The following is a 12556-nucleotide window of genomic DNA, read 5'->3' as shown; positions in this document are numbered from 1 at the left end:
CAGGAACACGCATGTTGCAGGAACTCGCAAGTCCTCATACGAGGCAAATCGCAGTCGGTGTCGACACGGGGGGTACACACACGGACGTCGTATTGATCAACGGCGAAATCGTTAAAACCCTAAAGCTCCCTACTACCCCTTCCGATCTGAATGTCGGCATTTTAAAAGGACTAACTGAAATTTGTGAAGTCAGTGGCCTGAACATTCACCAGTTAAACCGATTCTGCTATGCGACCACGTTCGTCACGAATCTGATTGTCGAGCAAAAAGGGGCCCAGATCGCTCTCATCACAACAGAAGGCTTCAGGGATGTTCTGGAGATCGGACGAGCCTCCCGCAAGCCCGATGTTTACGATATCCATTGGCGCGCATCGGATCCGCTCGTGCCGAGGCAGCTGCGATTCGTAGTACGGGAGCGTATGAATTACGCCGGAGAAGTACTCACCGAACTTGACGAAACCCAAGCCCGAAAAGTGCTGGAAGACGTTCGCGGCACCGGCGTGAAAAGTCTTGCCGTGTGCTTCCTTCATGCATATGCCAATCCGGCGCATGAACGTAGAATCGCCGAAATGGCGCAGGAAATTTGCCCCGAGATAGACGTCTCACTGTCAAGTGATGTTGTGCGTGAATTCCGCGAATATGAACGCACGAGCACGACATGTGTGAACGCTCTCATCAAGAAAGCGATTACCGACCACCTAAGCAGCCTCGCAACCGCATCAAATGAGAAGGGCCTGAATGGAAGCTGCTACATCATGCGCGGAAACGGAGGACTATCGACTTTTCAATCCGCTTCCAAGGTACCGGCTGCAATCACTCATTCGGGCATTATGGGTGGAATCGTGGGCGCCACCGCGTTGGCTCGGCAATGCGGCATCCAAAACATCATCACCCTGGATATGGGTGGCACAAGTACCGACGTTGCTCTGATTTCCAACGGAGAACCGCAGCTCGTGCATCAAAGCAAAGTCGGTGACTACCCTCTACTGATTCCTACGTTGGATATGGTCACGATCGGCGCGGGCGGCGGCTCCATTGCCTATATCGATGGAGGGTCCGCCATGCGTGTTGGCCCACACAGCGCCGGATCAGTCCCGGGCCCTGCATGCTATGGCCAAGGCGGTGAGGACCCGACGGTTACGGATGCAAATCTATATACCGGGCGACTGAATCCCCAAACTTTTCTTGCTGGCGCTCGAACGCTCTATCCGGAAAAATCCGAGAAGGCTATCGAAGACAAGATAGCTCAGCCATTGGGAATCAGTTGCGCCGATGCGGCATTGGGAATCATGTCAATTGCGGAAGCGCATATGACGAACGCGATAAAGTTGATCTCGGTGGAAAGAGGGCTTGATTGTCGTGACTTTACCCTCTTCGCATTCGGAGGCGCCGGTGCTTTGCATGCCACGCGCTTGGCGGAAGAGCTAAGCATTAAGCGTGTGGTTATTCCCCCCGCACCGGGAAACCTGTCGGCGATGGGCCTGCTATGCGCCGATGTACGGCACGATATGGCTCGCACTCTTGTCATCGACCTCTGCACGGATAGCATTCAAACAATGCGTGATGCCGTCGAGGAGCTTAAGAATCAAGCCGCCATCGCATTGCAAGCCGAAGGCATAGTGCCTACGGACTCGCTGCTCTTCACGTCGATAGATCTTCGGTACAAGGGGCAGAACTACGATTTGAACCTTCCTCTGAACGACTCGGACTTTACGGACGCATTTCTCAGCCTACACGAGCGGTTCAATCAACAACACGAAAAAGTTTACGGCTATCTTCTGAAAGAACGCAGCATCGAAGCGGTAAACCTGCGCATAACCGCTATGGGAACGGTCCAAAAGGCACTTTGGCCGCGCCATGCGCCTGTAGCAACAAAGCCCGTCCCTAAGACACAGCGCGCCGTCTATCTGCACAACCTGGGATGGGAAACGTTAGGTGTCTATAGCTTCGAGGAATTACATCCCGAACAGCGCATCGACGGTCCGTCGATTATCGAGTACCCCGGCTCAACGCTGTACTTAGCCCCGAACTGGACATGCTCATTTGATGTTTTCAAGAATGCGCATCTGAGCCACCACAGCTGATCATTAGGAATAAACATGGACATCAGTGAAAGCATCAGCGACGTTGCCGTTGCCAAAACCAATACCATTGACGTAGACCCCGTTACGCTAGAGATTGTGCGTAATGCCCTGGTAGCGATTGCCCAGCGCATCACTCGTAGAATGATCCGATCAGCTATCTCGTTCATTGTGAAAGAGATGGAGGATTGCTCAGCCTCCATTCTCGATGCGAAAGGACAGTTGCTCGCGGAAGAGGCAGGCCCACCCATCCAACTCAATACCGTCGGGATTTGCCTACAGACCATTCTTAAACACACGATGCCGCCAGAAACCTGGAAGCCGGGCGATGTCGTGATCGTCAATGACCCGTATATCGCAGATGAATCGCTTGCAGCAACACATACAAATGACTATCTCGCATATTGCCCGCTCTTTTTCGAAGGCCAATTGATCGGATTCTCTGGCCTTATGGTCCACCATCTGGACATCGGCGGGATGAACATGGCTACGCGCGGGTGGGGCACCGAAATCTATCAAGAAGGCCTGCGCTTGCCCGCTGTCAAAGTGGTGTGCGCAGGAGTCGTGCAAAAACAGGTGCTAGAAATCGTATTGAACAACACTCGAACGCCGGGCACCTTGGAAAACGACTTGCTTTCTCAAATCGCGAGTGTAGGTATTGCCCAGTCCGATATCCATTCTCTATTTCAAAAGTACGGTAAAGAGCAGATGCTCAAATGCTTCAATGCACTGTTGGATTTCTCCGAACGTAGAACACGCGATGAGATCTCCGCCATCATTGACGGCGAATACGAACATGAGGAACCCGTACTTGATGATGGCGCTGAAGGAGGACCACATTACCTGCGCTTGAAAATCATCAAACAAGGGTCTGAAATGACCTTCGATTTTAGCGGTACTGATCCGCAGATCGCCGGGCCGATTAACAGCCCATTGGCGACTACGCTCTCTGCGATCTATTACGTCATGCGGTGCATAACGGGCTCCGACATCCCCAGTAATGAGGGATGTAAACGCCCCCTGAGAATTATCGCCGAACCAGGAACCTTGGTAAACGCGCGCAAGCCGGCTGCTGTTTACCAACGGATGGTCGTGTGCCACAGCATCGTGGATCTCGTCATGGGCGCCTTGGCTAAAGCGGCGCCGGAGCGTGTAATGGCCGACTCTTGTGGTTGCCTTTATAACTTCACTTACGTAACAAACCCAGCCACACGCAATCGCGTCTTATTTGGCGAGGTGGTACCAGGAGGTCTAGGAGCTACAGCGTTAAGCGATGGCATCAATGTGATGGCATGCCACGTTACCAATTGCCATATTCCTCCCATGGAAGCGCTGGAAATCGAGACTCCAGTTCTCTACCGGCGCAGAGAATTCCAAATCGATACCGGTGGGGCGGGACGGTATAGAGGAGGTGTCGGCCAAGTCCTAGAGTATCAAATCTTGGGACAACAACCGATGCTCGCTCATACATCGCAAAAATCGGTTTCGCTGCCCCAAGGTATTGAAGGAGGTCTTCCTGGTGACGGAGGCCGATGGATCATAAACCGGGGAAGCAACGAGGAAAGGGTATTGCCATATGCGATTGGCGATGTTGAGCCTCTGCAGACCGGCGACACGGTGACACACCATACGCCCGGTGGCGGAGGCTATGGCGACCCACGGCAGCGCCCTATTGAATCAGTCGTTGAAGACGTGCGAGCCGGCCTCGTCTCTTTCTTCATGGCTGAGGCTCAGTATGGGGTAACTGTCGACCCTCAAACCTATGCAGCACAAAGATTGCCCACCTAAAAGCCATTTTTCCAAGAACTGTCAAAAACAGGAGACAAACCGATGAAATCCCTATTTCGATCAATACAGCGTAGATTCCTTGTGATCGCACTGGCAGCAAGTTCGGTATTTCTTGCCCCGCTAGCGCTAGCAAGCAGCTATCCTTCTCAGCCCATCCGGCTTGTCGTACCTTGGGTGCCAGGCGGATTTACCGACGTATTCGCGAGAAAAGTCGCTGATGCCATGTCCAAGAAGCTCGGCCAGCCCATGATCGTTGAAAATAAGCCCGGAGCCAATGGCTCCATGGGAACGCGTTATGTTGCCCAGTCTTCGGGCGACGGATACACCATTATCATGGAGACGGCTGACACCCATGCTATCAACCCGAGCATCTACAAGGATCTCGGCTATGATCCCGTAAAAGACTTCAAGCAGGTCTCGTTCCTATCGGCGCAACCTCTGGTTTTCGCAGTAAGCGCTTCGGTTCCCGCCAATACAGTCGAGGAATTTATAGAGCTAGCAAAGAAGCGTCCAGGCGAATTGACGTATGGAACCTGGGGGATAGGAAGCGTCTCGCATCTCGGGTTCGAGCGGTTCGCCAACGAATCTGGAATACGTCTGAATCATGTCCCGTATAAAGGCGTCAGCCCCGCCATCCTGGACGTGGCGGCTGGGCGGGTTGATGCGATTTTTGTAGGGCTCTTGTCTGCCGGCGACCATTTCAAGACGGGCAAGCTAAAAGCCTTGGCCATGACAAGCGCACGTACAGTTTCCCAAATGCCAGGGATAAAGCCGCTTCAAGCACTGGGGTACCAAGACTTCGATATAAACCTTTGGTATGCGCTTGGCGTGCCCGCGTCCACACCTGACGCTGTCGTACGCACGCTAAGCGAAGCTGCACAATATGCCATCAAGGAGACGGACATCAAAACCATGCTTGAGAGCTACTCGATGGAAGTACGTGGCACGGACGCTAAAGAAGCGCAAGCGATCATTGCCAGTGAGCGTGAACGATGGGCGAAGGCGGCAACGGAAGCTAATATCTCTGCAAACTGATGAAACGTGGCGGTTCCCAGTGTCTTGTTAGGGTGTCAGACCCCATACGGGGTCTGACACCCTAGCTCCCCCACAAGGGGCAATCCTATTCCCATACGAGAAGCCATATACCGCGCTGCAAGTTTCTACGAGCGGCTTACCGCAGCTCTATCGTCACATGCCTCCGAGCCGCGCCCCGAGACAGGACGATATGCTTTCGGCCGCGCGCATTACGGACTCGACCATAGCTTCCACTTCAAGTCCGTGCTGGACACGTGTGGGCCGCCCTACGCTTATAGCGGCGATGACCCGGCCGGTGAAGTTATATACCGGCGCCGCCACTGAAATGGTGCCTCGGAACGAACCGTCTTCTGACACGGCATACCCTTGTTTCCGTATGCGGTAAATCTCTGCCATGATGTCGTCCCTCGCAGACAATTCAAAGGCAGAAAACCGCTTTTCAGAATACTGCGCCAACTTGTGCATGATCTCGTCGTCGCTCAAGTCCGCGAGCAATACTTTGCCCATGGCTGTAGTCGCCAAAGGAACCTCTGAGCCCGGCGCAATGCGGATGTCGTAGTGGCCATACTCTTGTATGGCTATCAAGTAAACAACGCTCAAGTCTCGCATCACGCCAAGGAATGCGTTCAGGTTGTGCGCCTCTACGATATTGCGCAGAACTGGAGGGGCACATGTTTCGATACGAGCCGAGCGCAGATAAGTACGGCCCACTTCGAACGCCTGGAATCCGATTCGGTACTTGCCCGTTTCCTGATTCTTTTCCAGATAATTCTGCTCGACCAGGGAACGCACCAAGCGGTGAACGACGGTGACGGGCATGCCCGTATCGCGCGCCAGTTCACGTACCCCGACCTCTCCTCCCGCGTGGGCGATTTGCGTCAGAACTCTAAGGCCTTTTGTCAGGACTTGGCTACCCGAAGTGGCATCTGCGGGTGCGCTCTCCTTCTTCTTGTTTATCTGATTCACGGCTTGAAACTCCAGCTGTTCCTTTTATAGGAACACTTTACTCTGAATATTCCACTATAGCCATATCTGTTCATAAGGGTTACCACCAGTGTCCATTGGATGAGTTTGTTTTTATCATTCACACAAGTTAAAGGAACACTGTTCCTATAACAGGAACATTATATAAAGAATTTTATTATTTGATCGCAATTAGGAGTCAGTGTGAACGTCATCCTCTTTCACGAGGGCATTTGCCCTAGCGGTACATCCTGGCATCAGCGGCTGCGCGAGGCTGTTGACGAAGCCGTATTGGCGGAAGAATGCGGCTTCGATGGCTATGCCGTATCGGAACAGCACTTCGCCAGTGGGGAAGCCATCACGTCATCGCCCGAAATCATCCTTCCGTACGTGGCCGCTCGCACCGAGCGCCTGCGTCTTCGAATCGCATCGGTCAATCTCCTGCCGTACAACCATCCGATTCGGGTGATCGAGCAAATGGCGACGCTCGATCTGCTGTCCAACGGACGCGCCGAGCTGGGCGGTGCCCGGTCCAACAACCCTTACACGCTGGACGCGTTCAACGTCGACCCCAAACTGACTCGCGAATATCGGGACGAACACCTGGAAATCATCGGCAAGGGTTTCACGCAGGAAAAGCTCGAACACGACAGCGAGTTCTACAAAATCCCTCCTCGCAAGATGTCGCCATGGCCGGTGGGCCGCCGCCCCGTTCCGGTGCATCTGTCCGCAACCAGCATCGAATCGCACGAAGAAGCGGGCGCCATGGGTGTGGGCGCGATGACGGGCCTCAGCATATTGGGCTGGGATTATGCCCAAGCTTGCATCGATGCATATCGGAAGGGCGCAAGAAATGCGCGCAACGTCGCCGGCGCCATCACCACGCGGCAAGCCTTGTTCTCCGTCGGTGTCAACTGCCACAACGACCGCGCCACCGCCCTGGCCACCACGAAGGAAAACACCCTCCGATTCATCGAAGTAATCATGGACTGGATGACCAAGCTGGCCAAGCGCTCCGAAGGTTACGAGTACTTCGCGGCCATCGAGAAAATCCGCCAGAACATGCATGACCTCGACTATCTGATCGAATCCTCCCCCTACATCATGGCCGGCACGCCGGATGAGCTCATCAAGCGCGCCCGCCGGCTGCATGACATGGGCATCGACGACGTGATCTGGCGGATCGACGGCATGGGCCATGAAAACAACAAGAATGCGCTCAAGCTCATCGGCAAAGAAGTTCTGCCCGAGCTGCATTCCTGGAGGGAGCATGCCCAATCGACCCCCAGCAGCACCTGGAACACACAATAAGCCAACCAAATACTGGAGATAAGCACCATGAAACTAAAAAAACGCCTGATGACCATGGGGTTTGCAGCCCTGGTCGGTATCGGCGGCTTGGCCGGCACGGCAGCGCAAGCCAAGGACAAGTTCGTTTTTGCGTGGCCGTCGGCCATCAATTCGGGCGTCGCGCCCTTGACCTATGCCAAGACGCTGGGCTATTGGGACGCCGAAAACATAGACCTGACCATACAGGTCCTGACAGGCTCCGGCGTCATCGTTCCCCAGCTCCTTGCCGGCAATATACATGGCGCTTACTCCAGCCTTGAAACACTGGTCGTCGCCCGCCAGCCGGGCAAACCGAACTATCCCATCATCTTTCCCTATAACTATCTAAGGAACTCCATCTGGGAGTTCGCCGTTCTGAAAGATTCGCCCATCAACGAGCTTTCCGACATGAAAGGCGCAACGATCGGCGTGCTGGCATTGACGTCCGGCAACATATTCATGTCTCGGGCCATGCTGGAGAGCCAAGGTGTTGCCAGCGAAAGCGTCAAGTTCCTGGGGGTCGGAACCGGATCCGCCGCCTTCGACGCCCTGAAGTCCGGGCAGATCGGCGTCCTGAATCTGTTCGACACAGCGCACGTTCGCGCGGAACAGAATGGCATCCCCATTCGTCGCGTCGACCCGCCCAAGGACTATCAGGGCATATCAAGCCATGGCATTTCGGTTACCGAAGCCTTTTTTGAGAAAAACAAGGATCTCGTGGCTCGCTTCGGTCGCGCCCTGACCAAAGGCACGCTCGCTTGCAATGCGAATCTCGAGTCGTGCATCAGGTCGTACTGGGAAGCGTATCCCGCCATGAAGCCACGTCCCGATCTGGAAAAGGAAACGCTTCAACGGGAAACGGAAGTGCTGCAAGTCAGGATGAAGAACCTGATGGCCTTCAATGACAACGAAGCGCATGAGTACGGCAAGTTCTCCGAAAAAGACTGGTCGACCCTCATTTCGGCACTGGAAGCCGGCAAGGAAATCACCGTAACGGACATTCCGTTCAACAAGCTCTACACCAATGAGTTGGTGCCCGCCTATAACGACTTCGATGTCGACAAAGTCGTCAAGCAAGCCCAGAACCACTGACACAGCCTATACAGCCCGAAGGACCAACCCTACCTATGACTGACCTCCCTACCAAACGGCAGCTCCAGATAGAAGGACTCTCTGTTGTTTATGAAAGCCCGCGCGGCATCCTGCGCGCGGTCGATGAGCTATCGATGCATGTGAACGAACGAGAATTCGTAGCGGTGCTTGGTCCTTCTGGTTGCGGAAAATCTACTCTGCTGAAGATCGTATCCGGATTGCTGGCACCCAGTAAAGGCACTGTGTCTCTCGACGGAAGCGAAATTACCGGCCCGCGCTCCGACGTGGGAATCGTATTCCAGCAGCCGGTACTTCTTCCCTGGAAGACAGTACTGGACAATGTTCTAGTGCCCATACGCGCATTGCGCCAACCTGAAAAGGCCTACATGGATCAAGCCATGAGCCTTCTAAAGCTTGTCGGGCTGGCGGACTTCGCCAAACACTATCCACATGAACTTTCCGGGGGCATGCAGCAAAGGGTAGGCATAGCGCGGGGCCTGGTACACAACCCGCGGCTGCTACTGATGGACGAGCCGTTCGCGGCCCTGGACGCCATGACTAGAGACCAAATGGCTGAAGAGCTCCAAACCATCTGGCTGGAGACAGACAAGGCAGTGCTGTTCATCACACACTCCATCCAGGAAGCGGTGTTCCTTGCTGACAGAGTCCTGGTCCTCTCCCCCCGGCCCGCGAAAGTCATAGACAACGTCAAGATCGACCTCCCGCGCCCTCGCAACGACACCGTCATCTCCACCCAGGCTTATGCGGAAGTCTGCGCCTATCTGCGCCGCCACTTCAGCGCACCGGAAAGCCATGCCGCCTGAGTGCGCGGTGATGAAGAACAAGGATCCGAATACTGTATGAAAGCACGCTACTTTGATATTCTGCTGCCCTTGGGTACGCTCGTCTTCGTCCTGACGCTGTGGGACATATCCGTTCGGTGGTTTGGCGTACCGAACTACTTGCTGCCGCCACCGCTCGACGTATTCAAAGCTTTTTGGCACGGATACAGCACCGGCTTGCTTTGGCCTCACTTGCTTACCACCGCGGCCGAGACGCTGCTCGGCTTCATCCTGGGATGTTCGGTAGCGCTGGTACTCGGAGGCCTCGTCGCCGAGTACAAACTACTGGAAAAGGCCGTCTATCCCTTCGTCGTCGCCCTCCAGTCCATGCCTAAGGTCGCTCTGGCGCCGTTGCTACTGGTGTGGTTCGGCTTCGGGCTGATGTCGAAAGTGGTTCTGGTGGCGCTGATTTGTTTTTTTCCCATGTTCGTCAATGTAGTGAGCGGATTGCGCAGCGCCCGTCCTGAACTCATCGATCTGTATACGGCGTTCTCTGCCACACGATTCCAGATATTCAAAGACATCAAACTGCCTTCGGCCCTGCCTGCCATATTCGCCGGCCTGCAGATCGCCATCGTGCTGTCGCTGCTGGGCGCCGTGGTCGGCGAATTCGTGGCCTCCCAGCAAGGCCTGGGCAGCCTGATTCAGGCGGCGTCGCTGAATTTCGACCTGCCCACTATGTTTGCGTGCATCGTGACGCTTGCCTTGATGGGAGCCTTGGCAACCATGACCATGCAGTATGTTCAGCGCCGCGTCCTGTTCTGGGAGACCGGCTCGAGAAACACCACCAGCAAGACCAGAGGAAATGCGGCATGACGAGGATCACCAAAGTCCTGGCCATTTCGGCCAGCCCTTCCCCCAGCTCCAAAACAGCAAAGTTCGTCGAGCACGTCATACATAAAATGGGAGCGGCGGATCTGGCGTTCACGCATCTCAAGCTGCGCGATATACCCGGCGACGCCTTGCTGAGCGGCCAAATGGATCAGGCGGACGTGGCCAGCGCCGTCAAATCCGTCGAAGACGCGGACGCCATCATCATCGCCACGCCTATCTTCAAGGCCGCTTATTCGGGGCTCTTGAAGGCATTTCTCGACATCCTTCCACAGTTCGCCCTGGCAGGAAAATCCGTGCTGCCCCTTGCGACCGGCGGCACTATTGCCCATGTACTGGCACTGGACTATGCATTGCGTCCGGTTCTCCAGTCAATGGGCGCCCGCCATATCATCCAAAGCTACTTTCTGCCCGAAGCCGATATCACTCACGATAACGGCCAGCTCCACATCAAGGAAAGCGCCAATGCGCAATTGATGGAAACGCTGTACCACTTCCAATGCGTGCTGGGCACACCCGCCGCGGACAAGATGCTCGGACACCCTCGGCCGGAGCGTGTTTCGACGGCTTGGTGTCTCCTCCCCCTGAACGAGGGGCATGGACGATGAAGAGTATGAATGACCTGAGCTGCATAAGCGCATACATCGATGGAGAATGGCGGTGCAACGAGAGCGATTATTTCTCGCTCTCCCGTCCTCAAGACAATCGAATCGTAGGTCACCGCTTCGGCAACGCCAGAATCGAGGATTTGACAGACGCGCTTGCCGCGGCGCGAACGGGGCAAGCGCGCTGGCAGCATACTTCCGTCGTAGAACGCGGCCGGGCGCTGACTCAGGCTGCGGCGTTCATTCGCGCCGAGGCCGGGAAAATAGCTCAAGAGCTTCACGCCGAGGCCGGGAAGCCGATGGGCGAAGCCGAAGCGGAAGTCGCCACTGCAGCGGAGTTCCTCGATACCTTCGCTCATTGGGCACAGTGGGGAGCGCATGGCGCATTGCGCCACGCCAAAGGACGCGTTCTGACTGAAAAGCGCCCGCGCGGCATCGCAGCGCTCATTACGCCTTGGAACTACCCAATATCCAACCCATGCCAGAAGCTCGGCGCGGCCCTTATCGCAGGCAACGCGGTAATCTGGCGGCCATCCGGCCTGACGCCCGCATGCTCGGTCGCCTTGGCACGAGCATTCGAACATGCCGACATGCCGTCCGGCGTATTCAACTTTTTTCTGGAGAAAGGCGATACCTTATCCAGGAGGCTGATCGAGTCTACAGAGATACAAGCGGTGAGCTTTACCGGCTCCACCCGCGTCGGCCTGCAAATCGCCACTGCCGCCGCAGCCAGAGGCGCGGCGGTGCAATGCGAAATGGGAGGCAAGAATGCGGCAATCGTCATGCCGGATGCCGACATCCAGCATGCAGCGGAAAGAATCGCCTATGGCGCATTTTCGTTTGCCGGACAGAAGTGCACGGCTCTGAGTCGACTGCTGGTGCACCACGACGTCATGGATGCGTTCCATGATGCGCTGGCCCGCGCCAGCACGGCGTACCAATGCTTGTCCGCTCGGCAGATCAACGCCAATTGCGCTCCGCTCATTACGCGCGCACAGCATCGCAAATTACTCACCTCCATCAGCACCCTCAACTTGCGCGGACTGAAGATCGCGCAAGGCGGCGAGGCGCCCATGTCTCAAGAGTTGGCACACGGCAACTACATCGAGCCCACCGTCCTGACGGCGGACGATACGCACGACCGGGTCTGGACCGAAGAACTGTTCGGTCCGGTCCTGCTCAGCGCCCCTTTCAATCATCTATCCAATGCGGTGGAAAGCGTCAATCACAATCCGTACGGCCTGGCGGCGGCCATCTTCACAGACAGCAGCAAGTCAATTCAATTCGCCATCGACCATCTCGACGTAGGCGTCCTGAAAATCAACGAAGCCACGCCCGGCCTGGACCCTTATTCTCCAGCCGGAGGCTGGAAGCAATCCGGCCTCGGCCCCAATGAGCTGACCGAAGACGGCGTAGAGTTCTTCAGCCGCAAGAAAGCCGTATACCTGGGATAGAGGTCCACGACCTTCCCAAAGACGATACTAATACTCACCTATTCAGCAACAGAGGAAACCATGGCACACGACCCGATAACCGTTTGGAAAGAAATGAAGATGAAGGTCTGGCCCGAACGCTATTGGCTGATCGACCTGCCCCAGGATGCAACGGCCGGCGCTCTAAGCGTGATGGACGCCGCACAAGGAAAATACTGCGCGCTCATCCGCGACCAGACCGGCTACTCCATCGTGGTCGACGACGCAACCTGGTTGGCCAAAGGCGCTCCGAATCTGGAGCGGCAAAAGTTCGGCCCACTGAAGGTCGTCTCCACCGATGGACCTTTACCGTTCGACGTCACCGGCTTCATCAAGGCCGCGCTGGAGCCGATCAACGGGCGCGGGTTCAAGGCGGCCCCCCAGTGCGGAGCCGCCGCAGACCATTTCTTCACCAGCGAAGCCGACATCGAAAAAGTCGTTGCGCTGTTTGAATCCTTCACGCAAGGCTTCAGCCGTAATTCGTGATACCGCATGACCCGACTTGAGTGAAGCATTGA

General features: G+C 55.7%; 11 protein-coding genes. 10 read left to right on the top strand and 1 reads right to left on the bottom strand.

What is annotated here, in order from left to right; genetic code table 11:
- Positions 1 to 11 precede the first annotated feature (11 nt).
- Genes ACSBPU_RS02285 through ACSBPU_RS02275 form a run of 3 tightly spaced genes read left to right on the top strand, consistent with a single transcriptional unit; the run spans position 12 to position 4904 of the window.
- A complete protein-coding gene (locus tag ACSBPU_RS02285; RefSeq protein ID WP_442595224.1) occupies positions 12 to 2084 on the top strand; it encodes a hydantoinase/oxoprolinase family protein in 2073 nt (690 codons plus the stop codon).
- Between the two features lie 15 nt (positions 2085 to 2099).
- Positions 2100 to 3869 carry a hydantoinase B/oxoprolinase family protein gene (locus ACSBPU_RS02280; protein ID WP_442595222.1) on the top strand — a complete coding sequence of 590 codons (1770 nt, stop codon included), beginning with the start codon at positions 2100 to 2102 and terminating at the stop codon, positions 3867 to 3869.
- Between the two features lie 42 nt (positions 3870 to 3911).
- Complete coding sequence (locus ACSBPU_RS02275; protein ID WP_442595220.1) at positions 3912 to 4904, top strand: Bug family tripartite tricarboxylate transporter substrate binding protein; 993 nt, start codon at positions 3912 to 3914, stop codon at positions 4902 to 4904.
- Between the two features lie 153 nt (positions 4905 to 5057).
- Here ACSBPU_RS02275 and ACSBPU_RS02270 read toward each other — a convergent pair whose 3' ends face one another.
- Positions 5058 to 5870, bottom strand: coding sequence for an IclR family transcriptional regulator (locus ACSBPU_RS02270; RefSeq protein ID WP_442595219.1), 813 nt, complete (start codon positions 5868 to 5870; stop codon positions 5058 to 5060).
- A gap of 201 nt (positions 5871 to 6071) precedes the next feature.
- Here ACSBPU_RS02270 and ACSBPU_RS02265 point away from each other — a divergent pair, with 201 nt between their 5' ends.
- From ACSBPU_RS02265 to ACSBPU_RS02235, 7 genes are all read left to right on the top strand, one after another.
- Complete coding sequence (locus ACSBPU_RS02265; protein ID WP_442595218.1) at positions 6072 to 7178, top strand: LLM class flavin-dependent oxidoreductase; 1107 nt, start codon at positions 6072 to 6074, stop codon at positions 7176 to 7178.
- Positions 7179 to 7205: 27 nt separating this feature from the next.
- Positions 7206 to 8288, top strand: a complete 1083-nt coding sequence (locus ACSBPU_RS02260) for an ABC transporter substrate-binding protein (protein WP_442595216.1) — start codon at positions 7206 to 7208, stop codon at positions 8286 to 8288.
- A 35-nt stretch (positions 8289 to 8323) separates the two neighbouring features.
- Positions 8324 to 9112 carry an ABC transporter ATP-binding protein gene (locus ACSBPU_RS02255; protein ID WP_442595214.1) on the top strand — a complete coding sequence of 263 codons (789 nt, stop codon included), beginning with the start codon at positions 8324 to 8326 and terminating at the stop codon, positions 9110 to 9112.
- A 36-nt stretch (positions 9113 to 9148) separates the two neighbouring features.
- Positions 9149 to 9946: an ABC transporter permease gene (locus ACSBPU_RS02250; RefSeq protein WP_442595212.1), complete on the top strand. Its 798-nt coding sequence runs from the start codon at positions 9149 to 9151 to the stop codon at positions 9944 to 9946.
- Positions 9943 to 10569, top strand: a complete 627-nt coding sequence (ssuE, locus tag ACSBPU_RS02245; RefSeq protein ID WP_442595210.1) for an NADPH-dependent FMN reductase — start codon at positions 9943 to 9945, stop codon at positions 10567 to 10569. The genes ACSBPU_RS02250 and ssuE overlap by 4 nt, the downstream gene beginning before the upstream one ends.
- A complete protein-coding gene (locus ACSBPU_RS02240; protein ID WP_442595208.1) occupies positions 10566 to 12020 on the top strand; it encodes an aldehyde dehydrogenase family protein in 1455 nt (484 codons plus the stop codon). Before ssuE ends, ACSBPU_RS02240 begins: the two co-directional genes overlap by 4 nt.
- A gap of 93 nt (positions 12021 to 12113) precedes the next feature.
- Positions 12114 to 12524, top strand: a complete 411-nt coding sequence (locus tag ACSBPU_RS02235) for a hypothetical protein (protein WP_442595206.1) — start codon at positions 12114 to 12116, stop codon at positions 12522 to 12524.
- Positions 12525 to 12556 lie beyond the last annotated feature (32 nt).

The organism is Parapusillimonas sp. JC17, assembly GCF_052180245.1.
Lineage (GTDB): Bacteria > Pseudomonadota > Gammaproteobacteria > Burkholderiales > Burkholderiaceae_B > Parapusillimonas.
This window is presented reverse-complemented; position numbering and strand designations above follow the sequence as displayed.